Origin of the sequence: Pseudomonas sp., assembly GCF_033723075.1 — a bacterium.
Taxonomy (GTDB): Bacteria; Pseudomonadota; Gammaproteobacteria; order Pseudomonadales; family Pseudomonadaceae; genus Aquipseudomonas.
This window is the reverse complement of record NZ_JAWVXU010000003.1, coordinates 1-22,318: the sequence shown is the minus strand read 5'-3', so window position 1 is coordinate 22,318 and position 22,318 is coordinate 1. Positions and strand designations below refer to the sequence as shown.

23 protein-coding genes and 1 pseudogene are annotated in these 22,318 nt (G+C 60.2%); 6 read left to right on the top strand and 18 right to left on the bottom strand.

The window, feature by feature from the left end; all coding sequences use genetic code 11:
* Positions 1–99: 99 nt before the first annotated feature.
* The 16 genes from R3355_RS04430 to ccoN form a co-directional block, all read right to left on the bottom strand.
* A complete protein-coding gene (locus R3355_RS04430; protein WP_090505775.1) occupies positions 100–333 on the bottom strand; it encodes a DUF2274 domain-containing protein in 234 nt (77 codons plus the stop codon).
* Positions 330–1,634 carry a TrbI/VirB10 family protein gene (locus R3355_RS04425; RefSeq protein ID WP_318960227.1) on the bottom strand — a complete coding sequence of 435 codons (1,305 nt, stop codon included), beginning with the start codon at positions 1,632–1,634 and terminating at the stop codon, positions 330–332. Before R3355_RS04425 ends, R3355_RS04430 begins: the two co-directional genes overlap by 4 nt.
* 2 nt (positions 1,635–1,636) lie before the next feature.
* The gene (trbG, locus tag R3355_RS04420; RefSeq protein WP_318960226.1) at positions 1,637–2,626 is read right to left on the bottom strand and encodes a P-type conjugative transfer protein TrbG; all 990 of its coding nucleotides are present in this window, start codon (positions 2,624–2,626) and stop codon (positions 1,637–1,639) included.
* A complete protein-coding gene (gene trbF / locus R3355_RS04415) occupies positions 2,623–3,330 on the bottom strand; it encodes a conjugal transfer protein TrbF (protein WP_318960225.1) in 708 nt (235 codons plus the stop codon). Before trbF ends, trbG begins: the two co-directional genes overlap by 4 nt.
* A gap of 12 nt (positions 3,331–3,342) precedes the next feature.
* Positions 3,343–4,521 carry a P-type conjugative transfer protein TrbL gene (trbL, locus tag R3355_RS04410; RefSeq protein WP_318946393.1) on the bottom strand — a complete coding sequence of 393 codons (1,179 nt, stop codon included), beginning with the start codon at positions 4,519–4,521 and terminating at the stop codon, positions 3,343–3,345.
* Positions 4,518–4,709 carry a hypothetical protein gene (locus tag R3355_RS04405; RefSeq protein ID WP_318960224.1) on the bottom strand — a complete coding sequence of 64 codons (192 nt, stop codon included), beginning with the start codon at positions 4,707–4,709 and terminating at the stop codon, positions 4,518–4,520. Before R3355_RS04405 ends, trbL begins: the two co-directional genes overlap by 4 nt.
* A gap of 13 nt (positions 4,710–4,722) precedes the next feature.
* Entirely contained in the window at positions 4,723–5,457 is a 735-nt protein-coding gene (gene trbJ / locus R3355_RS04400) for a P-type conjugative transfer protein TrbJ (protein ID WP_318960223.1), read from the bottom strand.
* A complete protein-coding gene (gene trbE, locus R3355_RS04395; RefSeq protein ID WP_318960222.1) occupies positions 5,454–7,883 on the bottom strand; it encodes a conjugal transfer protein TrbE in 2,430 nt (809 codons plus the stop codon). The genes trbJ and trbE overlap by 4 nt, the downstream gene beginning before the upstream one ends.
* A 10-nt stretch (positions 7,884–7,893) precedes the next feature.
* Complete coding sequence (locus R3355_RS04390; protein ID WP_318960221.1) at positions 7,894–8,166, bottom strand: VirB3 family type IV secretion system protein; 273 nt, start codon at positions 8,164–8,166, stop codon at positions 7,894–7,896.
* Positions 8,163–8,504 carry a TrbC/VirB2 family protein gene (locus tag R3355_RS04385; RefSeq protein ID WP_318960220.1) on the bottom strand — a complete coding sequence of 114 codons (342 nt, stop codon included), beginning with the start codon at positions 8,502–8,504 and terminating at the stop codon, positions 8,163–8,165. The genes R3355_RS04390 and R3355_RS04385 overlap by 4 nt, the downstream gene beginning before the upstream one ends.
* Positions 8,501–9,502 carry a P-type conjugative transfer ATPase TrbB gene (gene trbB, locus R3355_RS04380; RefSeq protein WP_318960219.1) on the bottom strand — a complete coding sequence of 334 codons (1,002 nt, stop codon included), beginning with the start codon at positions 9,500–9,502 and terminating at the stop codon, positions 8,501–8,503. Before trbB ends, R3355_RS04385 begins: the two co-directional genes overlap by 4 nt.
* Complete coding sequence (locus R3355_RS04375; protein WP_318960218.1) at positions 9,499–9,951, bottom strand: CopG family transcriptional regulator; 453 nt, start codon at positions 9,949–9,951, stop codon at positions 9,499–9,501. Before R3355_RS04375 ends, trbB begins: the two co-directional genes overlap by 4 nt.
* Positions 9,948–11,939: a conjugal transfer protein TraG gene (locus tag R3355_RS04370; protein WP_318960217.1), complete on the bottom strand. Its 1,992-nt coding sequence runs from the start codon at positions 11,937–11,939 to the stop codon at positions 9,948–9,950. The genes R3355_RS04375 and R3355_RS04370 overlap by 4 nt, the downstream gene beginning before the upstream one ends.
* A 463-nt stretch (positions 11,940–12,402) precedes the next feature.
* The gene (locus R3355_RS04365; RefSeq protein ID WP_318960216.1) at positions 12,403–12,738 is read right to left on the bottom strand and encodes a hypothetical protein; all 336 of its coding nucleotides are present in this window, start codon (positions 12,736–12,738) and stop codon (positions 12,403–12,405) included.
* Between the two features lie 88 nt (positions 12,739–12,826).
* Positions 12,827–13,588, bottom strand: a complete 762-nt coding sequence (locus R3355_RS04360) for a metallophosphoesterase (RefSeq protein ID WP_318960215.1) — start codon at positions 13,586–13,588, stop codon at positions 12,827–12,829.
* Between the two features lie 360 nt (positions 13,589–13,948).
* Positions 13,949–15,403, bottom strand: a complete 1,455-nt coding sequence (gene ccoN / locus R3355_RS04355) for a cytochrome-c oxidase, cbb3-type subunit I (protein WP_318960214.1) — start codon at positions 15,401–15,403, stop codon at positions 13,949–13,951.
* A 491-nt stretch (positions 15,404–15,894) separates the two neighbouring features.
* On the opposite strand from ccoN, the gene R3355_RS04350 reads away from it, so the two are divergent.
* From R3355_RS04350 to folE, 3 genes are all read left to right on the top strand, one after another.
* On the top strand, positions 15,895–16,536 hold the full coding sequence (locus R3355_RS04350) for a hypothetical protein (protein ID WP_318960213.1): 642 nt from the start codon (positions 15,895–15,897) through the stop codon (positions 16,534–16,536).
* A gap of 64 nt (positions 16,537–16,600) precedes the next feature.
* Positions 16,601–17,245: a helix-turn-helix transcriptional regulator gene (locus R3355_RS04345; protein ID WP_318960212.1), complete on the top strand. Its 645-nt coding sequence runs from the start codon at positions 16,601–16,603 to the stop codon at positions 17,243–17,245.
* A 21-nt stretch (positions 17,246–17,266) separates the two neighbouring features.
* Positions 17,267–17,827 (top strand): GTP cyclohydrolase I FolE, encoded by a 561-nt coding sequence (gene folE, locus R3355_RS04340; protein WP_318960211.1) that lies wholly within the window; start codon positions 17,267–17,269, stop codon positions 17,825–17,827.
* Positions 17,828–17,975: 148 nt separating this feature from the next.
* On the opposite strand, the gene R3355_RS04335 is transcribed toward folE, so the two are convergent.
* Together R3355_RS04335 and R3355_RS04330 are read right to left on the bottom strand one after the other, a co-directional pair.
* Complete coding sequence (locus tag R3355_RS04335; protein WP_318960210.1) at positions 17,976–19,151, bottom strand: cytochrome P450; 1,176 nt, start codon at positions 19,149–19,151, stop codon at positions 17,976–17,978.
* 124 nt (positions 19,152–19,275) lie between these two features.
* Positions 19,276–19,716, bottom strand: coding sequence for a MarR family winged helix-turn-helix transcriptional regulator (locus tag R3355_RS04330; RefSeq protein WP_318960209.1), 441 nt, complete (start codon positions 19,714–19,716; stop codon positions 19,276–19,278).
* Between the two features lie 85 nt (positions 19,717–19,801).
* On the opposite strand from R3355_RS04330, the gene R3355_RS04325 reads away from it, so the two are divergent.
* From R3355_RS04325 to R3355_RS04315, 3 genes and pseudogenes are all read left to right on the top strand, one after another.
* Positions 19,802–20,365: a YIP1 family protein gene (locus R3355_RS04325; protein ID WP_318960208.1), complete on the top strand. Its 564-nt coding sequence runs from the start codon at positions 19,802–19,804 to the stop codon at positions 20,363–20,365.
* Positions 20,366–20,793: 428 nt separating this feature from the next.
* The gene (locus R3355_RS04320; RefSeq protein WP_318960207.1) at positions 20,794–21,501 is read left to right on the top strand and encodes a succinate dehydrogenase iron-sulfur subunit; all 708 of its coding nucleotides are present in this window, start codon (positions 20,794–20,796) and stop codon (positions 21,499–21,501) included.
* Positions 21,502–21,821: 320 nt separating this feature from the next.
* A pseudogene (locus R3355_RS04315) lies at positions 21,822–22,318 on the top strand (transposase); the annotation flags it as partial.

Below are 22,318 nucleotides of genomic sequence, written 5' to 3'. Positions count from 1 at the left end.
GTGATGTATTAGGTCACGGTTTTCAACCGCGAGTGGAATGTTCCGCTAGGGCTTTTGCCGTTCGCGAGTGGCTTTGCGATAGAACGTGCGTGGAGACGATCAGTTGCCTCTATCTGCTCCGGCGTTGGCCTTCCTGAACACCCGATCCCTCGCCATGAATGCCTCCAGCATGTGCGGGATGAGCGTCAGGGCATCGACCTCTTCTCCATACGCTTGCGAATGCACTGCCGCATAGCGTTCAAGGTCGGCCTTCAGGCCGGCCGGACAGGTGAAGGTCACTTTCAGGTTCTCGGTCTTCGGCAAGGGGCCGAGGCGCAGCTTGTTCGGGTTCATTGCGGGTTCCTCTGCTGGATAAACAAGGGCTGATAGGGACGCAACACCAGATCGCGATTGACGATCACGCGCAGCGGCAGGCCGGGGCGCTGGGTCAGCGTGGGCTGGATATCGAGATTGCGCCGGGTGACCTCCTGCCCGATCTGGTTCACCGTGTCCTGCAGGCTGTCGCGCCCGGCAATGATGACCCGGTCACCGTCGGTTCGGTTTGCCGGTGCAGCCAACTCGGCACCAATACCCAACAGGCTGGTCATGGCCGCGCCGGCGACAACCCGGTCCCAGTGCCAGTCCATGCCATCCTCCAGGCCGGCATAGCCGGCGGTGTCGCTGCCAGCCAGGTTGTCGAGCTGGAAGGACGAGGTATCGGGCAGGATCACCCGCTGCCACACCGCCTGCACGCGGTTCTGGCCGTAGCTCACCTGGCTGTTGTAGCGGCCCAGCAGGCGCGAACCCTGAGGGATCAGCACATGTTGGCCGGTGGCGCTGTCGTAGACCGGTTCGGTCACCGTGGCGATTACATCGCCCGGTAGGTCTGATTTGATACCGGTGACCAAGGCGGCAGCGATCACGGTGCCGGCCATGACTTGGTACGGGGAGTCGGGCATTTGCACAAATCCTGAATTACGGATTTGTGGGGATGCGGATTTACTGAGAAACGCCTCTTTCTGCTCCTGCCGGTTCTGCGTTGATACGGCGTTTGCGGGTGCTGCGGCAGTCGACGCGGGCCCGGCCGCCATGGGGCCGAGTCCGATCAGTTGCGAATGATCAGGCCGGCTTTCGGTTGGGGGGGCCGCGCTTGCTGTCCGCCTGCCACCTGAGCGGAAAAACACTGAGGACCGTGCTGCTTCCTCCGCTTCTTTGGCCCGGGCCAGCCGCTCGGCCTCAGCCGGGTCCGGGCCCGCATGGCGGTAGTCATAGTCCTGGGCCTGCTGCTCGGCCCTGAGGATGGGCCCGCCTAGATCGCCGGGCAGGGCTGGCCCCAGTTGCGGTACTTCGGGTGCCGAGGGTGGCGGCAGCTGCGAGTAGTCGGCTGGTAACTGCTCCAGCCCCTCGGAACGGGCCACGCGGTCTACGTTGTACAACTCGGTTTGCTCTGCACCTTGCCGGCGCTGTTGCGGCTGCAGCGACCAGAGCATGGCACCAAGTACTGCTGTGGCCAGTCCACCTGCAAGGACGGCCAGCATCCGCGGATTTAGGCGCGTGACCGGGCGCGGCTGGGCACGCAGTTCAAGACTTTCCGGGGCCACCTTGGGCGGTAGTTCTGCGCAATGGGTGTCCTGAACGTTATCGACAGCGCTCATACTCAGGGCCTCCGTGCTACACCATCGGTGCGCTCGATCCGAACCACGTCGCCTTTGTCTGCGCCGAGGCGCAACTCGGCTGCACCGAATAGCCGGTCCACGATGTAGTAGGGCGAGCGGAAGCGGTAGTTGACTAACTGGCCGTCGCCCTCCGGACCGATCACGAACAACGGCGGCAGTTCACCCTGGGCGATGCCCGCAGGAAACTGGATATATACCTTCTGGCCGTCGTCGAATGTCCGCAGCGGCTTCCAGGGCGGATTGCTGCCGCTGATCGCATAGCGAAAACGCAACTGCTCCAACGCCAGGCCGGAGGCGACCGGTGCAGCCGTCTGAGCGGCGTTGGCACGGCGCTGCAATGCGAGCATGCGATCCTTGGGGTAGTCCCAGGACACCGACGCCATCCAGGCCAGCTCGGTGGACGTCAACTCGATCAGGTAGGTGCGCCGCGTCGTGGTGATGACCAGGTTGGTCTTGAGGTCGGTGCGTGTGGGTTTGACCAACACGCTGAGCCGAAGCTCATCACCACTGCCGCTGGAGGTGTCGCCAACGATCCAGCGGACGGTGTCGCCGGCGGCCACGGTAACCAGATCCTCGCCTGCCTGCAGGTTGATCACCGTCACGCGGCCTGGACTGGTGTACACCTGATACAGCGCGCCATCGGAAAACGGCCACACCTGAATGGCGTTGAGATACCCCTCCCGGGTTGGTGCAATGCGGGCGTCCCGATTGGCACGTGAGACGCGTACCCGCTCATCGGCGGGTTCCTTGGCCCGGGTGGCCTTGGTATCTGGCAGCGGTTTCAGTTGTGCCGGCAAGGCCAGTGGCTGCGGTACGGCCACCACCTCGATGGGTTTTGGTGGTTCCGGTAGGCGCTGGGCTTCCACCGGCTCGTCAAGGGCAATGGTGGGCGGCGCTTTACCCTGGCTGGCGCAACCGGCCAGCATGGCCAGCAGGAGAGGGCAGGCGTAAAGGTAGGCAGAGGTCTTCATTGGGGCTTGGCTCCTTGCGTAGTGTCCAGTTCACGGCTCCACGACAGGCCGTTGACGTAGATGCCCAGGGGGTTACGGCGCAGCTTTTCCTCACTACGCGGAGGCTGCAGCACGACCGATATCACCGCGGTCCAGCGTTCCAGGCCGGCAGCCGTGCCATTCACATAGCGGCGCTCGTTCCAGCGCACCTGGAACGAGTTGTCACTGACCCGCACGACGCTGCTCAGCTCGACTGTCACCGACTCCTTGCCGACCCGGGTGAAGGGATCGTTGGCGCGGGCGTAATCGTTGAGGGTCGCAGCGCCCCGGTCGGTGGTGTAGTGGTAGGCCTCCAGCCAGTTCTGCCGCACCACCACCGGGTCGATGGATAGCGAGCGCACCAGGCTGATAAAACGCGCCAGGTGGTGAGCCATCTGCGCATCGTTGGGTTGGTAAGGGCTGGCCGCCTCGCCAACGGCGCGCACCTGGCCGGCACTGTCGACCTCCACCACATAGGGCGTGACCATCGACTGGGCCGAACGCCAGACCAGACCACCTGCCATCAGCAGGGCCAGGCTCAGGCAACCGAAGGCCATCAAGCGCCAGTTCTTCGCTTGCGCCAGGCTCGAGCCCATACGTTGATCCCATACCTGCGCTGCAGCCTGGTAAGGCGTTGCAGGTTGGGGGGTGTCGCTGTAGCGCACCTGAGGGCGTTTGAATCGCATGTTCGTTCTCCTTCACGAATTCGACGGGTCGCGCGCTTGTGGCCCGGGAGATGAGCCGCCGCCATCACCACCACGCAGGGTGTGGGCAATGGTGGTGGCGGCATGGGTGAGTTGTTGCTTGCGTTGCAGGCGCTTGGCCCAATCGGGTTGCTTGGCGGGCGCGCCTGGTAAGGCGTTTGCAGCGGCAGCGCTATCGGCTGTTGCTCCGCGAGGTTGGCTTCCCTGGGGCACGGCGGCGTTCGCCGTCTGTGCGCCGCCCATGGTCAGGCGCGCTGCGCCCGGAGCCATACGTGCGCCGGCCATCACGGCACCACCTGCGCCTGTGGCAAGCGCCGCGGCTCCAGCCGCCATCCCCGCGACGCCAAGGGCGGTGCCGGCGGCTGCGCCGGCACCCAGTTGCGGTGCCCCGGAAACCAGGCCGGTGGCGATACCAGGGCCGAAAATGCCCAGTCCCAGCAGCGCCAGGGCGGCGAGCATGACCACCAGCGCGTGATCGATGGAGGGGGCGTCCGGCAACGCTTGGAACTCGGCGAACAGCCCGGAGCCGATGCCTACTATCACCGCCAGCACTAATACCTTGATGCCAGAGGAAACCACGTTACCCAGCACTTTCTCTGCGAGAAAGGCGGTCTTGTTCCAGAGCGCGAAGGGCACCAGGACAAAGCCGGCGAGGGTGGTCAACTTGAACTCGATCAGGGTGACGAATAGCTGGATGGCCAGGATAAAGAAGCTGATCACCACCACAGTCCAGGCCAAGAGCAGGACAATGATGCTGTGGAGGTTGCTGAATACTTCAGGAAATCCACTCAAGCGGCTGATGTGGTCCAGTAACGGACGCCCCGCTTCGACGCCGATGGACGCCAGCCGACCTGGCTGCAGAAACTCGGCTTGGGTCAGCACGGATCCTGATGCAAGCAAGCCCAGCCCGGCGAAGGAGCGGAAGATGATCTCGGCCAGGGTATTGAAGTTGCCGATGATGAAGGCGAATGCTCCGACATAGAGGGTCTTCTTGATCAGCTTGCTGATAACGTCCTCTCCGCCCATGGCCCAGAACAGCCCGGCCAGGGTCATGTCGATCACCACCAGCGTGAGGGTAAGAAAGGCCACCTCGCCACCGAGCAGGCCGAAGCCCGAGTCGATGTAGAGCGAGAACACCTCGAGGAAATGATCGATCACGCTGACATCGTTCACGGCGCATCCTCATCGAAACTCGCGGGGATGGCGGGCAGACTTTCGGACGTCTGGAACTCATCCGGCAGAGCGCAGCCGGAGTAAAAGCGTTCATGCAGGGACGCCTGTTGCCTGGCTTCATGGGGTTCACCACCACGCCCGCAGGCAGCCAGTACGAGCAGGGCCGGTATCAGCAATGGAACTCTCATCGCATCCACCCCGCTACCGGTAGAACTGCACGGGGTGGGGGGTGTAGGGCGTACCGCTGCCCATGAAACGCCGCCGCAGTTCGCGGGCTTCCTCTGCCGCAGCGGCCTGGCGCGCCAGCTCTAGCGCGATGGCGCGGTTCTGGGTGATCTGCAACTGCTGCGCCTGGATCGACTGCTTGGCCTGGAGGGCCAGCAGCTGGTTGGTGGCCTGGCTGGCCTGCAGTGCACCGTCGGCCGACTGACTCTGGTTGACCAGATCGGCCAGCACGCTCTCGTCTTGGGCCAGGTTCTGCGCCACCTGGGCTTGCATGCGCATGGCGGTGTGCAGGCCATCGCGTCCCTGCTTCCAGCGTGCACGCGTGTCCTGCGCCAGGCGCTCGCCACTGACGGAGCTCGTGTATTCGGCCGGATACAGGCGGGTAAATTCCTGGTCCAGACGCTGTACGTCAAAAGCCAAGCCTTGGGCCTCGGTCAGCAATCGCTCGGTGCTGGCCAACGTCGTGCGCAACCGATTGAGCGCGTTGAAGTCCAGGGTTTCCAGGTTGCGGGCCTGGTTCAGCAGCATCTGTGTTTCGTTCTGCAATTGGCTGGCCTGGTTGTTGATCATTTCCAGGGTGCGCACCGCCGTCAGCATGTTCTGCACCAGGTTGGTCGGGTCGATGACGGTCATTGCGGTCGCTGGCTGGAACCCCAGCAGACCGAGGGTCAATAAGGCGGCGATGGGCGTAAGGCGGGCGCGAGGCGTCATGGCAGTTGCTCCTTGCGTTGTGGGGTGTGGGAAGTAAGCAGGTCGGCAGCCCAGCCAAGCCCGCGGTGGCGTAGCCAGGCGGGAGCGAAGCCAGCGGCATCAGATATCTGCAGGACCTGGCTGATATCGTGCTGCTCGGCTGGGCTTGCGGCTGCCGTGAAGGCCAGTGTCACGGGCCCGAGATCGAGGTCGAATAGCCGGTTGCCCTGGCGCGACTGGTAGTAGTAATCACGCTTGGGGGTGGCTTGGGCGATGATCTCGATCTGCCGGTCGTTGAGCCCGAAGCCCTGGTAGATGCCGCGTATCTGCGGCTCACTGGCCTGAGGGTTGGGCAGGAAGATGCGGCTCGCGCAGCTCTCGATGATCGCGGCGGCGATGCTGGAGTTCTGGATATCGGCAAGCGACTGGGTGGCGAAGATCACCGAGACATTCTTCTTGCGCAGGGTTTTGAGCCACTGGCGGATGCGTGCGGCAAAAAGCGGGTCGTCGAGAAACAGCCAGGCTTCGTCTAGGATCAGCAGGGCAGGAGCCCCGTCGAAGCGCGCCTCGAAGCGGGCGAACAGGTAGCCGAGCACGGCCGCTACCGCCGCCTTGCTGTGCATCAGCTCTTCCATCTCGAAGCACTGCACGTCGGCGGTACCCAAGCGATCGGTGTCTGCGTCCAGCAGCCTGCCGTGAGCACCGCCCAGCACATAAGGCTGCAGGGCCTGACGCAAGGCGTTGTCCTGCAGCAGCATGCACAGCCCTGTCAGCGTGCGCTGGGCCTCAGGCGCGCCGGCCAGGCTTTTGAGGGCGGACCAGAGGGCTGCTTTCTGGTCCGGGCCGACGGCAACGCCCTCATGCAGCACACGGCTTTCAAGCCACTCGGCGGCCCAGGTGCGATGGCTGTCCTGATCGATGCGCGCCAAGGGCTGGAAGGCCAGGCCGCCATCGCCGCCCAGGTCGTAATGCTCACCACCCAATCCCAAGACCGTCGCACGCAGCGAGCGGCCCATGTCGAAGAGGAACAGGCGTGAGCCAGGGTAGCGGCGGAACTGCATGGCCAGGGTTGCCAGCAACACCGACTTGCCCATGCCGGTCGGCCCCGCCACCAGGGTGTGGCCGACGTCGCCGACATGGGTGACCAGGCGGAAAGGCGTAGCCCCATCGGTAAGGGTCACCACCAGCGGCGGGCCGTCGAGATGGGCGTTGCGCGCAGGGCCTGCCCACACCGCCGAAACCGGCATCAGGTGCGCCAGATTGAGTGAGGAAATGATCGGCTGGCGCACGTTGGCGTAGGCGTTGCCCGGAATGGACGACAGCCAGGCCTCCACCGCATTGAGGCTTTCAGCAATGGTGACGAAGCCTCGGCCCTGAATCACCCGCTCGACCAGACGCAGCTTTTCGTCGGCCACCCGCGCATCGGCGTCGCTCACCGTAACGGTTACGGTCACGTAGCCGAAGGCGACCTGGTCGACTCCGAGCTCCTGCAGGGCCGCATCGGCGTCGCTGGCCTTGTTCGAGGCGTCGCTGTCGACCAGCGGGCTCTCCTGCTGAAAGAGGGTCTCGCGCAGCAGGGCCAGGACACCCTTGCGCTTGGCGAACCACTGCCGCCGTAGGCGTACCAGTTCCTTCTCCGCCTCGTCCTTGTCCATGCAGATAAAGCGGGTCGACCAGCGATAGGCGATACCCAGACGGTTCAGGTCGTCCAGCAGGCCGGGCCAGGTCGAGGCGGGGAAGCCACGCACCGAGAGCACGCGCAGGTGCTGCTCGCCCAGTCTGGGTGCCAGGCCTGTGCTCAGCGGGCAGTCGGCCAGCAGGGCGTCCAGGTGGAAGGGTACTGCAGGAACAGCAACGCGCTGCCTGTGGGTCGACACCGTGGCGTGCAGGTACGTCAGCGTCTGGCTGTCGCCGAGCCAGCTGACTTCTGGCATCACACCCTCAAGCAGGTCGTGGAAGCGTGCTGTCTCCGCCACGAAGGCGGCCAGTCTCTCGCGCCAGTCGACGCCGCGCTGCGTCTTGTGCTCGTAGAGCAACCCCGCAGCACGCGAGCGTGACTCCTCGTTTGGCAAATAGAGCAGTGTCAGGTGATAGGCGCTCTCGAAGTGGCTTCCTTGCGCCTCGAAGGTGGCGCGGCGCTCTTCGTCAACCAGCCAGGACAGCGGCTCGGGAAACTCGCTTTGCGGGTAGCTGGCTGCGGTCAGGCGCTCGGCCTCGATGAACAGGGCCCAGCCCGAACCAAGGCGACGTAGAGCGTTATTCAGGCGCGCAGAGGTGGCTACCAACTCGCCCGGAGTGGCGCTGTCCAGGTCTGGCCCGCGAAAGCGCAGGGTGCGCTGGAACGAGCCGTCCTTGTTGAGTACGACCCCTGGAGCGACCAGGCCGGCCCAGGGCAGCCAGTCGGCGAGTTGTGAAGGGCGCTGGCGGTATTCGGCTAGGTTCAGCATGGCGTTCCCCTCATACGTCAAGCAAGGTGCGATGTTTGATGTGCCGGGCGAAGACCTGCAGGAACTGCGGGTCCAGCCTTGCACCCCAGACGGCCAGCGAGTGTCCGACCAGCCAGAACACCAAGCCCGGTATCCACAGTTGCAGGCCCAGCCCGACTACGGCGGCCAAGGTGCCGTTGAGGATGGCCACGTTGCGCGGCGCTCCGCCGAGCAGGATCGGTTCGGCCAGAGAGCGGTGCAGTGGCACTTCGAAGCCCGCGATGAAATCGCTATCGATAGTCATGCGATCACCGCTCCGCCGGCAAAGCTGAAGAAGCTCAGGAAGAATGAAGACGCGGCGAAGGCAATGGACAGGCCGAAGACGATCTGGATCAGCTTGCGGAAGCCGCCACTGGTATCGCCGAAGGCCAGGGTCAAGCCGGTGACAATGATGATGATCACCGCCATGATCCTCGCTACTGGGCCTTGCACCGAGTCGAGAATTGACTGCAGCGGTCCCTCCCAGGGCATCCCGGAACCGGCTGCGAAAGCCGGCAAGGCAATGCCCAGTAGAAGCGCGCCCACTGTCAGCGTACGAGCAGATAGGCGTCGGTGGATGGGCCGGGCAGAGGCTGCGGTCATTGCTGTTCTCCAGAGGCAGTGGGCGGGGCTTGAGCGGGATCGGTGGTCTCTAGCCGGTAGCCGTGTTCGTCGTGGCCGACGACTCGGGCGATTTGCTGGACATGGCGGGCACTGCCGCGTCCTGCGAGAAAAACCACCAGGTTGACTGCCTCGGCGATCAATGCGCGGGGGGCGGTCATGGCGACCTCGAGAATCAGTTGCTCCAGGCGCAGCAGGGCTCCATGGGCGGAGCCGGCGTGGACGGTGGCAATACCGCCTGGGTGGCCTGTACCCCAGACTTTGACCAGGTCCAGCGCTTCGCCGCCGCGCACCTCGCCGACTACCACACGGTCGGGACGCAGGCGCAGGGTGGTGCGCACCAGGTCGGCCATGGACACCACACCGCAGCGGGTTCGCAATGCAACATGGTCGTGGGCGCAGCACTGCAACTCGACTGTGTCCTCCAGCACCAGGACTCGGTCACCCGTACCGGACACTTCAGCGAGCAGGGCATTGGCCAGGGTGGTCTTGCCGGTGCTGGTCCCGCCGGCCACGAGGATGTTCTGCCGACTGAGTACTGCACCGCGCAGGTAGTCGGCTTGCGCTGACGTGAGAACTCCGTCCGCCACGTATTGGGTCAGCCGTATCACGCTCATGGCGCGTTTACGCAGTGCGAAGGTCGGTCCAGATACGATGGGAGGGAGTAATCCTTCGAAGCGCTCGTCTGTTTCCGGCAGTTCGGCGCTCAGCAGCGGCTTGCCACGGTGCACCTCCGCACCGATGTGCGCGGCGACCAAGCGGATGATGCGCTCGCCGTCGTCGGCTGAAAGTTCGCCCAGCGACGCCCGGCCGCTGGAGAGTCGGTCGAGCCAGAGCTTCCCATCGGGGTTGAGCATGATCTCCACCACGTCGGGGTCGTCCAGCGCAGCGGCGATCAGCGGACCCATCGCCGTGCGCAGCATGCGGGTGCGGCGATCCATAGTGGCCGATGCCTGCGTTATGCGCGGGGCGCCGGTCATGGCTGCTCTCCCGAGGCTTCGGAGATGTTCAGCCACTGGGCGTCAGGCTGGATCTCCTCCTGTACGTCCCTGACCAGGCTGCGTCCGCGCTGCAGGTGGCGGCCCAGTTGCTCGATGAACTGGGCGAAGCGCAGCTTGCCTTGAGCCCTTGCAGCGTCCTGGTGTGCCTCGGGCACCGGCGTGCTCACCGTAAGGTAGTAGCGCACATAGAGCGCCATAGTCTCGATCAGAATGTTCTGATCGCGCTCCAGTCGTTCGAACTGGCGAGACAGTCGATCCAGGCGCTTGGCAATGGCCGCCTCACGCTGGTCACCGGAGTCCGGCGATAGCCAGGAGGCGAGCGCTGCGGCAATGATCGAGGACTTCGACACACCTTTCTTGATTGCCAGTTCGTTCAGGCGCTTGGCGTGCTCCGGTTGGATGAACAGGTTCAGGCGGGCTCGGCTCATAGGGCTATTCCGTCGTCAGGGTCGAGGGCGGCCAGTCGAGCCGCGCGTTGCAGTCGCGGTTCGAGCTGGGAGGGGAAGGGTGTGGGCGCGTCGTCCTCGTCGAGGAGAAACAGGTCGCTGGCCGGGTCTTCGGGAACCGGCAGCTCGGCGATTTCAGTAAGTTCGGGCTGGCGACGTGGGCCGCCGTCGTCGAGGGATTCGCTGTTATGGGTTTCAGCAAGCGGGGCGGAAACGGCTGCCGGCACGACCAGGGCACTCCAGTCATCTGCCCGAGCCGCTGGCGCATCGGCGTACTCCCCAGGCTGCAACTGCGGAGCCGGCAGCACCCGGCGCTGGAAGTTGGCATCGGCGAAGTAGCGCAGCTTCTTCGCCCGGATCGGCGCATGGCCGGAGAGCATTACCACCGATTCGTCGGTGGGCAGTTGCATCACCTCGCCCGGCGTCAGCAGAGGACGTGCGGTCTCCTGGCGCGACACCATCAGGTGGCCCAGCCAGGGAGCGAGGCGGTGGCCGGCATAGTTGCGCTGCGCACGCAACTCGGTGGCGGTACCGAGCGTCTCGGAGATGCGCTTGGCGGTGCGCTCATCGTTGGTGGCGAAGGTCACCCGCACATGGCAGTTGTCGAGGATCGAGTGGTTCTGGCCATAGGCCTTGTCGATCTGGTTGAGCGATTGTGAGATCAGGAAGGCGCGCAGCCCGTAGCCGGCCATAAAGGCCAGGGCCGATTCGAAGAAATCCAGCCGGCCCAGCGCGGGGAACTCGTCGAGCATCAGCAACAACTTGTGCCTACGTTCAATGCCGTCGGCACCGTCCAAGGATTCGGTCAGGCGACGCCCGACCTGATTCAGGATCAGACGGATAAGTGGCTTGGTGCGGCTGATGTCGGATGGCGGCACCACCAGATACAGCGAGACGGGGTGTTGGGCCGAGATCAGGTCGGCGATTCGCCAGTCACAACGCGCGGTCACGCTGGCCACTGTGGGGTCACGGTAGAGGCCAAGGAAGGACATGGCCGTGGAAAGCACGCCCGAGCGCTCATTCTCGCTCTTGTTCAGCACTTCCCGAGCGGCCGAGGCCACAACCGGGTGAGGCCTCTCGCCGAGGTGGGGCGTGGTCATCATCCGGTGCAGGGTCAGCTCGAAGGTGCAGGCCGGGTCTGAGAGGAAGTTGGCGACCCCGCGCAGGGTCTTGTCGTCACTGGCGTAGAGCACGTGCAGGATGGCACCGACCAGCAGCGCATGGCTGGTCTTCTCCCAGTGGTTACGTTTTTCCAGAGCACCTTCCGGGTCGACCAGGATGTCAGCGATGTTCTGCACATCGCGCACCTCATGGGTGCCGCGGCGTACCTCCAGCAGAGGGTTGTAGGCTGCCGAAGCCGGGTCAGTGGGGTTGAACAGAAGGCAGTGCGAGAAGCGCGAGCGCCAGCCAGCGGTCAGGCTCCAGTTCTCGCCCTTGATGTCGTGGATAACTGCAGAGGCCGGCCAGGCGAGCAGGGTGGGTACAACCAGGCCAACGCCCTTGCCCGAGCGTGTCGGTGCGAATGCCAGAACGTGTTCGGGGCCTTCATGGCGCAGGTACTGCTCTTCAAAGACACCGAGGAAAACGCCTGCCTCTCCAGTTAGCCCGGCTTCGCGTACCTCATTCGCATCGGCCCAGCGTGCCGAACCGTAGGTGGTGACTCGCCGTGCCTGGCGGGCGCGCCAGATGGCCATGCCGATTGCCACCACCAACGCCAGGAGGCTGCTGCAGGCAGCGATGCTGCCGCCGACGTTGAAAACCTCCGGCGCATAGGCATCGAAGACGAACCACCACTCGAATAGCCGCCAAGGGTGATAGATGGGGATGCCGAGCAGTTCGAACCACGGAGCACCCAAGCGAGCCTGGTAATCAAACGCCGCAGCCGTCCATTGGGTAGCGCTCCAAATACCTGACAGGGTGATGGCCAAAATCGCCAGCACCTGGCCGTACAGAACTGTTGTCGCTTGCATCCGTGAACCCAACCTCTCCTGCAAAATGCACGGCACGCAGGTGTGCCGCGTGACGGAGGTTCGGCATTGGCAGAGAAAGGGTCAAAGACCGTTTCGAGGGCGATTTAGATAGGGATGGCAACAGTTCCAGCTACGGCGTGAAGCAAGGGAGAGCTGCAGGGCAGGGCGTAGAGCGGACAGGGCCATCCTTTCCACTATTTAGTGGTGGGGCACTGCCGAAAATGCCCATCTGGCCACGATCTGCCAGGCACGAACGGCAGAGATCGACCATTCGAGCGAAACGGGTACCTGATGCACCGCTACAACTGAGTGAGGCCACATCAATACAATGATGGGCTTCCGTCTGCGGTGGCTGAAAAAAAACTTAACCCACTATCCGGGATAGGCTGACCACTACGGCTTGGAGTAACTGCCGGGGTGGATGGATGAAGCCATCATGCCTGCGGCCTGGCCTACTGCCGGATTAGATGGGCACCGAGGCCATTCCTACGTGCCCGAGAAACAGGAAGCCGGATACGAGCACGGCATTGAGAGCCCAGGCGACGGTGAGGTAGCGCGCAAGGTGACCGTACGTCTCGTTGCCGACATTGAACGCGTTCACCCACACTGAGCGCATGATCCAGGCGGTGTATAGAACGAAACCCGCCAGCAACGCACCTAATGTCAACGTTCCCAGCGCACGGTAAAAATAGAGAATCGAACCAAAATAGACATGGCTGGCGAGCACGCCATAAATCCAGAAAACGATCCATAACGGCGTATGGCCGCGTGTATCCGGGGAAAGCAATTTGGTAACCATTAACCTACCTCCTTGAAGAATACCTGTCGGACTGGCATGTTAGCCTCTAAAATGATTATGCTTTAGTACGCCTACTGTACGCAAAAACTTACACCTGGATGGTTAGGAACGGGTCAAACGCCATGTTTTCCGGAATTCCCTCATGCGCATAACCACGAGGGTTGCTCAGGATTCGTGTATTGCCTATTTGATAGTCACAGCTGTTATGGGTGTGGCCGTGAATCCACAACGTCGGTGACCATTGAACGATCCGATCATCGAGGTTAGACACAAAGCAGGCATTTAACAGCGAACCCGTGTACTTTGGATTAATACTGCTCGGTGACGGCGCATGGTGGGTAACTACGACAGTGCTGCCGTTAAATTTTTTGGAAAACTTGCCTGCTAGCCAATCGACCGATTGATCGAAAATTTCACTTGAGTGTGCAGGGCTAAAACAGGTGTTAGAGTCGTCAGATAGCGTAATTCGACTAAAGTCTCTGATCGACCGATGCGCCTCGGTAATGGCGGCGATTCTCTCATCCTCAGTAGCAAATAAACGGAAGTCGGTCCAAAGTGTACAGCCGAGAAAGCGCACTCCGTCAATACAGACCTCATCTCGCTCGAGTACATGAACATTGCTATCGTGAGCGGCTTGCTTCAAGTCCGTCAGTGTGGCTGTCAAGCTGGCGCCATAAAACTCATGGTTACCAGGAATGAAAATTACCGGTTGCGGAAACTGTTTGGCCCATTTGACAGCCTGCTGTGGTCGCCCTAAATCACCGGCTAGAATCACAACGTCGCAGTCTGTATTGGGAACTTCCATCCCTGCAACGGACAGGTGCAAATCAGATAGAATAGCCAGTTTCATAAGTTTTCCGCTATTTCCGATAAATTAAAAGAGGAGCTCACAAACAAAACAGTGAGCTCCGGAGTGTGTCCGGTACGGACACGGGGAGCATCCATCCATGGATAGGAGATACGACAAAAAGGCTGTGAGCCACTCAGGCAACAAATCTGTCACTATCAAATTCTTCGCATGGCTCGAGTGCAGGCATAACCACAGACTCGCAGTGCCGTCCTGTAGATTCGCTCATGCGTCTTGCTACGCTCGGATCATCCGCAAAAGGCAGGAGAGAAACCTGCTCCAATTCAATTTCTGTGAATCCCTGCAGGCTCCAGTAGATGCCCAACCAAAACACCAAGATTCCCAATATAAGGACAAATGTGCTCATAAGTTTACCTCGCTTAGGATAGCGCGGCCAGTTGACAGCTGGACTTCTTTTACACTGCCCCTGACGGTGCGCCAGGTATTGTAGGCCATCAGCAACATACCGCTGGCGAAAATCGCACCACCGACCAGGCGAACGACATAGCCCGAATGGCTCGCTTCCAGCGATTCGACAAAAGAGTAGGTGAGCGTGCCGTCATCATTGACTGCGCGCCACATCAGCCCTTGCGTGATGCCATTGACCCACATTGCCGCGATATATAGAACAGTTCCAATAGTGGACAGCCAGAAATGTGCATTAATTAATCTGATACTGTGCATTTGTTCGCGCCCATAGAGTTTCGGAATCATGTGATACAAGGTGCCGATGCTGATCATAGCCACCCAACCTAGTGCGCCGGCATGCACATGACCGATAGTCCAGTCGGTGTAATGGGACAGTGAATTTACGGTCTTGATTGCCATCATTGGCCCTTCAAATGTGGACATGCCGTAGAAGGCCAAGGACACCACCAGAAAGCGCAGAATTGGATCGTCGCGCAACTTATGCCAAGCGCCAGATAGAGTCATCATGCCGTTGATCATCCCGCCCCAGCTGGGAGCCAGAAGGATGATCGACATCACCATGCCGAGCGTCTGCGCCCAGTCTGGCAGGGCGGTGTAGTGCAAGTGATGCGGGCCGGCCCAGATATACAAGGCGATAATCGCCCAAAAGTGCACGATGGATAGGCGATAGGAGTAGATCGGCCGCTCCGCCTGTTTCGGTACAAAGTAATACATCATGCCGAGAAAACCTACCGAAAGAATGAAGCCCACCACACTATGTCCGTACCACCATTGAATCATGGCGTCAGTAGTGCCCGAGTAAACCGGATAGGACTTCATCAGTGATACCGGTATCGCCAGGTGATTAACTACGTGCACCATTGCAGTGACGATGATAAAGGCTCCATAGAACCAGTTTCCGACATAGATGTGCTTGACGCTACGCCGGGCAATTGTGCCGAAGAATAGGTAGCTGTAAGCAATCCAGACAATGGTTACCCATAAGGCAATTGGCCACTCCATCTCGGCATATTCCTTCGATGTCGTGTAGCCTAAGGGATAACTGACCAGAATGGCTATGATGGCAGCCTGCCAACCCCAGAATACAAAGCTGGCTAATCGATTGGAGATCAGGCGAACGCGACAAGTGCGCTGTACTACATAGAGCGAAGTGGCGAACAGTGCGCCGCCGCCAAAGGCGAAGATCACAATATTGGTATGAATTGGCCGCAAACGACCAAAGCTAGTCCAGGGAAGGTCGAAGTTCAGCGCTGGCCAGACCAGTTGAGCGGCAATGAATACGCCCATGCTCATCCCGACAATGCCCCAGACTAGGGTCATCAATGTGAATTGGCGAACGACGTCATAGTTGTAGACTGAATTGGTATTCAAGGCGGTAGCATTAGCCATAAGTGGTCCATTACGCAAAATGAATCGTATATTTGGTCTCTCTCCGCATTTCGAATCGACAAGCGTTCTCTTTGCGTGGGTAAGCACTCAATTCTGGCTGGATATCTCCGTTAAGCGTTGCATGGCGAAGCCAGGAGATGACTAGTGTGCTGTCCAATCAAGCTAATGACAAAGTCATATTAATGCTAGTTAAAATCATTTTTATTGATATAAAAGTGGATTTTTACTATTGGCGTAGCTTGAGACGGCCCTCCTGATCCGGTGGAGTGAATGCCACCGTGCAGCAGGTCTACATCTAGTAGTAGGCCGAAGATTGCCTGGCAAACACTAGCCAGACGCCATCCGCGCACCAGAAAAAACTTGGTAAGTTCATATAAATCATGCTCTTACTGTGCTCTATAGGGGTTGGAAAGTGTTCATTTTTTATTTATTGACATATTTTTATGTCGTTTATATTCTTATATGGTAATTCACGCGCTGAGGATCGAGCTATGAATATCAAGACGCTGCTTATGCTGCTAATTACGCTGTGCTCTCAGCCCGCATGGAGTCATCAGTTGGGGGCGGGGCATGCCATGGCTGTTACTGGTGCCGAGTCCGCCGCGCTTAACACACGTTTGGCGCTCAGGGACCTGTGGGTAGAGCATGTCTTCTGGGTGAGGAGCTATGCCATCGCAAATCAGCAGGGTGAGCGTAAGCAAGCCGACGCTGCTGCCGCTGAGGTAGTGGCCAATGCTGCTTCCATTGCCAATAGCCTTGTGCCCCTATACGGCCAGCCGGCAGCAGACCAGTTGCTCAAGTTGCTAGCTGAACACTGGGGGGCGGTGAAGCACTACAGCGATGCGGCTGTCGCAGGGCAAGCCGAAGGCAAGAACACCGCGGTTGACGAGCTGACAACGAATGCCAAGGCTATTGCCAAATTCCTGGCCACAGCCAACCCCAACTTGCCGGAAACTACCTTGGTCGCGATGCTCAGCGCTCACGGTGGCCACCATATCGCTCAGGTCGACCAATTGGGCAATCGGGATTACGCCGCCGAAGCAAGAACCTGGCAGGCTATGCGTGAACATATGCTTGTTCTTGCGGACACTTTGACGGCAGCCCTGGTCAAGCAGTTTCCGGACAAGTTCTGAACCAGACGATACGGGGCGCCTAGGCGTCCCGGTTGTGGATTCTTTGGTATGGCGAGGTCGTAGAATGTTTCAGGGGATAGGCCGTACACAGCAAGATCTACTGTCTGCGTTGCTGTATCAGCCAGCGGGTATGAGCATTGACAATCTAGCCAGTCATTTAGCTGTAACCCGCACGGCTATCCGCCAGCATCTTAGTGCCCTGGAGCGTGATGGCCTAATCGTGCGTGGTGATACCCGACCAACCGGCCGTCGTCCCGAGCAACTGTACCTGCTTTCCGCAACTGGACGGGAGTTGTTCCCTAGGCAATACCAGCTACTTGCAGACCTCTTGATCGGTGAAGTCGCAGAGGTGATTGGCCATGACAACCTCGTCAGGTTAATGCGTAGTCTTGGCCGAAAGTTGGCTGCGGGCATGGCGCAACAGGTGGTAGGCGAGGAGCAGATCGTCGAGCATATGAATCACGCCGGCTATGAGGCGGAGGTGTTTTTCCGCTCCTCTGGCGAGAAAGAGATCGTCGCGCATAACTGCGTGTTCCACCATCTGGCCGAGTCTCACCCCGAAGTATGTGAACTCGATCTTGCCTTGATCGGTGCCCTCGGCGAGGGTGATGTGGAGCATCTCGAATGTATGGTGCGCGAGGGCAAGGTCTGTCGTTTCCGTCTAAGTGCTAACCCTCCTAATCTTAAAGTCGGCCGCTCGCGCAAGTAGTGGCGCCGCGAAGGATTTGCAATGAGCCAAGAATTGCAGCGCTTTTTTCGTGAAATCCTGATCGGCGTAGGTGAGGACCCCGAGCGCGAAGGTCTGCTGGACACCCCCAAGCGCGCGGCCAAGGCCATGCAATACCTGTGTCACGGCTACCAGAAAAGCCTGGAAGAAGTGGTCAACGGCGCGCTGTTCGTCTCCGACAATGACGAAATGGTCATCGTCAAGGACGTCGAACTGTACTCGCTGTGCGAGCACCATCTGCTGCCCTTTATCGGCAAGGCGCATGTGGCCTACATCCCCACCGGCAAGGTCCTGGGGCTGTCGAAAGTCGCGCGGATCGTCGATATGTACGCCCGCCGCCTGCAGATCCAGGAGAACCTGACCCGGCAGATCGCCGAGGCCGTGCAGCAGGTCACCAACGCCGCGGGGGTGGCCGTGGTGATCGAAGCCAAGCACATGTGCATGATGATGCGCGGGGTGGAGAAACAGAACTCGGTCATGAGCACCTCGGTGATGCTCGGCGCCTTCCGCGAGTCGAGCAATACCCGACACGAATTCCTGCAACTGATTGGGCGAAGCCATTGAACACTCCAAGACTGGAGCCCGGAATGGCGCGGATTCAAATCAAGAACCTCCTCCTGCGCACTTTCATCGGCACGTCGACCACCGCAGCCTAAGCCACTCGGTATGAAAGACCAGTCCCGATGTCATCGGATTTCGGGGCTGGTCAGGCTTACAAGGTCTGGGAGGATGGTTTCTGAATATGCAGGGGTAGAGCAGAAAACCCGCTGGCCGGGAAAAACGCCTTCACCGGTTCCTCATCCGGCGCCAGTGCAATCCGGCTGGTGCGTCCAAGGAGTTCTTCCATCACGATCCGCAGTTCCAGCCTGGCAAGCGGTGCGCCGGGGCAGACATGAATGCCGGCACCGTATAGCAGGTTCAGTTCGGGATCGCGATCGAGGCGGAATTCATCGGGATCCCCGAAGACCGCTTCGTCGCGATTGGCCGACGCCCAGACGAGGGCGAGACGCGAACCCTCGGCTAGCGTGCGCCCGCCCAGAGTGACCTGTTTCGTGGTGACCCGGCGGTTCATGACGAGCGGTGCATGAATGCGCAGTATTTCATCGATGGCGGCGGGCAATAGCGAGGGTTGCTCGCGCAACTGTTGCTGAAGCCAGGAGTTGGCGGCCAGGTAATGCGCGAGAATACCGATCGAGGCGGAAATGGTTCCGAGTTCGCCGACCGTCCAGTTACGTAGAATGCTGACGATTTCGTCGTCTGTCAGAGGCCTGCCCAGGGATTGATTGCGTAGCAGGCTGGTGGTGATGTCGTCCGGCGCAGCATTGCCGGCTGCACGGCGCACGGCCAGCAGATCCTTGATGTAGCCGTCAAACTCAAGGGCCACGGCGCTCAGGGCAGCGTCGTCTCTGGCCAGGGTGGCCGCGTGATTCTTCAGCGTCCATAGGCGCAGCGGTTCATGCAGATCGGCCGGCCAACCCAGCCAGACGCACTGGGTCTGCAACGCAAAGATCTGGGCAAATTCACCCATCAGTTCAGTTGTGCCTTCGTCCGGTAACACCTGCACCAGACGAACTGCTACATCACGGCACGCCGGCGCAAAGGCGTCCATTTGCTCCGGGCTGAAATAAGGTTCGATGAGGTGTCGGTACACCGTATGCTCGGGCGGATCCATGCCATTGGGAACCGAGGGAAAACGCGAGACGGCACTACTGAAGGTTTCATGATCCTTCAGAACGCGCATTACATCCTCGTGCCTGAACAAAGAGGTATAGCCATACCGACTGTGTGCGACCGGACAACGGTGGCGCATGTCGTCGTAGGTTGCCATTTGATCATTGAGTACGGCCTCAGACCTCGGATCCCAATCAGGGGGTGAATTCTTGTCCATAGCTACTCCTGTTCTGGTCTTGTCGATCATTGATTGATCCCAAAAACGTCCTGACTCACGCTCTGGTAGGTGCTGCAAGCGAAGCACGCAGATCCTCAATCGATTGCAGTGGGCACTGAGGGTCTTAATCCGCAATATCCCAACCCGGAAGGTTGAACTCCTCGCGCAGCAACTGCACTTCCTCCTGGTGCAAAGTGGCGATACGAGCCAACAACTCCTCGCCGGCAGGTAACAGGTGCACCTCGACCTGGCGTCTGTCTTCCCGGCCAGGTCTTCGCTCAACCAGTCCCATGGTTTCGCAGCGGTCGATCAACGTCACCACGCTGTGCTGCTTGGACTGCAGGTGTTCTGCGAGTTCTCCAACCGTGGCCCAATCGCGCGCCGAAGCCCCGCGAATCTGTAGCAGAAGCTGGTACTGCAGTGCCGTAGCGCCATTTACCTGACATAGCAGTTCGCTGTTGCGCAGGAAGCGCCGCAATCGATGACGAAAATGTGCCAAGCGCTGGTAATCGGATTTGTCCAAGGTATCGAGTTTCCTTGTTGACCTTTGCTGGATATTGTGCACGATATGTATCGTGTTGTGATATATATTTCACGAGCCTGCCGAGCTCGTCATGTCATTGATTCGCTCGCTTCTCTGAAGGAGTCACATGAACATTCTTGTCCTGCTGCGAATGCTTTTTGGCAGTACGTCTGTCTCGGCTGAGCTGGCATGTCATGGCTCGGCGATTCGAAACCTGTTCTGGGCCGTGATCGTACCGCTCTCGCTGTTGCCGCCGACCATGATAGTGCTGCTGGACGGGCCCCTGAGTGCCTACCTGCCCGTGCTTCAGATCAGACCATCGGTATTTATGGCCAGTCTGTTTTTTGGCTGCGAGGTGCTTTCGGTCTTCCTGATGGGATGGCTGATAAAGCAAGTTGCCAGCACTCTGGGCCATGAAGTGGCCTATGCGGATGCATACCTGGTTGCAGCTATCGCACCGGTCCCGCTGTGGCTGTCCTCACTTGGCTTGCTGGTGAACAACCCGTTTTTGAACACCGCGCTGCCTCTAAGCGCGTTGGCTTCATGTTGCGCCTTGATCTATCAGGGGGCGTACTCGCTGTGTCACGTCGGGGACCGCCTCAAGGCGGCAGCCGTTACCCAGGTGGTATTTGGAGCCGCTCTCATCCTGTGGATCATGTTCCTGCCGCTTTTTGGGTCTGTCACGGGGTAAGTGGACTCGACCATAGCGCCGGCTCACTCGGCGCGATGCGGTTCGAGCAGCATCGTGATCTTCCCCAAATCGTTGGGGCAACGTCGACTGAGCAGCACCGATTTGTTTCGCCTGTAATCACCACAACACTGTTTTTTGAATGCAGGTCACTTTCACAGGATTTCATCACGGCCTCCTTGAGAAAAGGCAATGTTCTCACCTTGAATTTTGCGTCACCTCCGTGAAGCGAGGAGGCCGGCCAGATGATGCTCGGACCACGCCGTCCCCCTTCGTAAGCCCGCGCCGCATGCAGGCAGGCTCGGCCCCATTCATCAACGTCTATGCTTCACGCGAGTGAGTTTTCCTGGTCGACCGGATGCGGTCGCCGCGCGCTTGCCGGGTAGAGGCGCTGTCCACTCTCGCCGCAATGACCGCAGGAGCAACAAATCATGATTGATGTACAGGTCTATCGCTATCACCCGGAACAGGAGCGGCAGCCCTGGATGCAGTCGTTGTCGTTGCCCGAGGAATTCCGCGCACGAATGGTGCTGGATGCACTGGAGTTCCTGCATGAGGCCGATCCGACGCTGGTTTACCGACGCTCCTGCCGGGAGGGGGTTTGCGGCTCGGATGGCATGAACATCAACGGCAAGAACAGACTGGCCTGTATTACGCCGGTTTCGGAGGCGCTGGGCACGGCCAGCAGCCTGATCATCAGACCGCTGCCCGGCATGCCAGTCATCCGCGACCTGGTGGTCGACCAGAGTCTCTTCTTTCAGCAATACCAGAGCATCAAGCCATGGCTGATCAACCATGAACCAGCGCCGGCCATCGAGCGCCTCCAGTCCCCCGAGGAGCGTGCCAGGCTCGACGGACTGTATGAGTGCATCCTCTGCGGCTGCTGTTCCTCGCAATGTCCGTCCTGGTGGTGGAATCCGGAGAAGTACGTCGGTCCAGCCGGGCTGCTGCAGGCTTGGCGTTTCATCACCGACAGCCGCGACCAGGCCACGGCGGAACGGCTCGAGCGGCTGGAAGACCCATTCAGCCTGTTCCGTTGCCGCAGCATCGGCAACTGCTCATGGGTCTGTCCCAAGGGACTCAATCCCATGGCGGCCATCGGAAGAATTCGCCAGGAGCTGTTGCGAAAATCCACCTAGGACGCTGGATTGAGCGCGCACTCGCCAGTGGGGAAATGAGCATGTGATGGCTAGGTGACTCGGCCTGCCAGAGCTGGCGCTGGCGGTGCTCAAGGATGAGTTTTGCTGGAGTCACTTTAGGTTGTTCTGCGGTGTGAGTTCCCCGTGCTTTCGTAGAGGCTGGCGAGTGTCCGCTTCACGCCGAAAAGCAGGCCTTCCTGGCCGGCCTCTTTTGGCAGGCTGCTGCCTGCCGCGACAGGCCGTAGCCGACCCATGCGGTGTAAAAACGCTCGGACAAATCCTTGCTATGATTTCTGAGAATTTCATCGCAAGGGTCGCCTATGAAACGGTTTATCCAGGGTGAACATCGCGGTCAAAGTACCTTACTTCCTGACGGCCTCGACGACTGCGTCAGCGATACCAACCCGGTGCGGGTGGCGATGTTTTCGTCGATGAACTCGACCTTGGCCAGCTGGGTTTCGAGGGCGTCGTCCCGACTGAAACAGGTCGGCCCGCCTACCATCCTGCCGACCTCCTGAAGATCTACATCTACGGTTACCTCAATCGCATCCAGTCCAGTCGCCGTCTTGAACGCGAGGCGCAGCGCAACGTTGAGTTGATGTGGCTGACCGGGCGTTTGATGCCGGACTTCAAGACCATCGCCAACTTCCGCAAGGATAACGGCAAGGCAATCCGGGGCGTCTGTAGGCAGTTCGTGGTGCTGTGCCAGCAGCTTGGCCTGTTCTCTGAAGCGCTTGTGGCCATCGATGGCAGCAAGTTCAAGGCGGTCAACAACCGCGACCGCAACTTCACCAGCGCCAAGCTTCAGCGGCGAATG

What these genes read in the sequence shown, in the direction of transcription:
- R3355_RS04360 (WP_318960215.1), bottom strand. Translation starts at nt 13,588, where the DNA reads ATGAAACTGGCTATTCTATCTGATTTGCACCTGTCCGTTGCAGGGATG.
- folE (WP_318960211.1), top strand. Translation starts at nt 17,267, where the DNA reads ATGAGCCAAGAATTGCAGCGCTTTTTTCGTGAAATCCTGATCGGCGTA.
- R3355_RS04405 (WP_318960224.1), bottom strand. Translation starts at nt 4,709, where the DNA reads ATGAGAGTTCCATTGCTGATACCGGCCCTGCTCGTACTGGCTGCCTGC.
- R3355_RS04370 (WP_318960217.1), bottom strand. Translation starts at nt 11,939, where the DNA reads ATGCAAGCGACAACAGTTCTGTACGGCCAGGTGCTGGCGATTTTGGCC.
- R3355_RS04385 (WP_318960220.1), bottom strand. Translation starts at nt 8,504, where the DNA reads ATGACCGCAGCCTCTGCCCGGCCCATCCACCGACGCCTATCTGCTCGT.
- R3355_RS04345 (WP_318960212.1), top strand. Translation starts at nt 16,601, where the DNA reads ATGTTTCAGGGGATAGGCCGTACACAGCAAGATCTACTGTCTGCGTTG.
- trbG (WP_318960226.1), bottom strand. Translation starts at nt 2,626, where the DNA reads ATGAAGACCTCTGCCTACCTTTACGCCTGCCCTCTCCTGCTGGCCATG.
- R3355_RS04335 (WP_318960210.1), bottom strand. Translation starts at nt 19,151, where the DNA reads ATGGACAAGAATTCACCCCCTGATTGGGATCCGAGGTCTGAGGCCGTA.
- trbB (WP_318960219.1), bottom strand. Translation starts at nt 9,502, where the DNA reads ATGACCGGCGCCCCGCGCATAACGCAGGCATCGGCCACTATGGATCGC.
- R3355_RS04430 (WP_090505775.1), bottom strand. Translation starts at nt 333, where the DNA reads ATGAACCCGAACAAGCTGCGCCTCGGCCCCTTGCCGAAGACCGAGAAC.
- trbF (WP_318960225.1), bottom strand. Translation starts at nt 3,330, where the DNA reads ATGCGATTCAAACGCCCTCAGGTGCGCTACAGCGACACCCCCCAACCT.
- trbE (WP_318960222.1), bottom strand. Translation starts at nt 7,883, where the DNA reads ATGCTGAACCTAGCCGAATACCGCCAGCGCCCTTCACAACTCGCCGAC.
- trbJ (WP_318960223.1), bottom strand. Translation starts at nt 5,457, where the DNA reads ATGACGCCTCGCGCCCGCCTTACGCCCATCGCCGCCTTATTGACCCTC.
- R3355_RS04325 (WP_318960208.1), top strand. Translation starts at nt 19,802, where the DNA reads ATGAACATTCTTGTCCTGCTGCGAATGCTTTTTGGCAGTACGTCTGTC.
- R3355_RS04390 (WP_318960221.1), bottom strand. Translation starts at nt 8,166, where the DNA reads ATGACTATCGATAGCGATTTCATCGCGGGCTTCGAAGTGCCACTGCAC.
- R3355_RS04425 (WP_318960227.1), bottom strand. Translation starts at nt 1,634, where the DNA reads ATGAGCGCTGTCGATAACGTTCAGGACACCCATTGCGCAGAACTACCG.
- R3355_RS04350 (WP_318960213.1), top strand. Translation starts at nt 15,895, where the DNA reads ATGAATATCAAGACGCTGCTTATGCTGCTAATTACGCTGTGCTCTCAG.
- R3355_RS04320 (WP_318960207.1), top strand. Translation starts at nt 20,794, where the DNA reads ATGATTGATGTACAGGTCTATCGCTATCACCCGGAACAGGAGCGGCAG.
- R3355_RS04375 (WP_318960218.1), bottom strand. Translation starts at nt 9,951, where the DNA reads ATGAGCCGAGCCCGCCTGAACCTGTTCATCCAACCGGAGCACGCCAAG.
- R3355_RS04365 (WP_318960216.1), bottom strand. Translation starts at nt 12,738, where the DNA reads ATGGTTACCAAATTGCTTTCCCCGGATACACGCGGCCATACGCCGTTA.
- ccoN (WP_318960214.1), bottom strand. Translation starts at nt 15,403, where the DNA reads ATGGCTAATGCTACCGCCTTGAATACCAATTCAGTCTACAACTATGAC.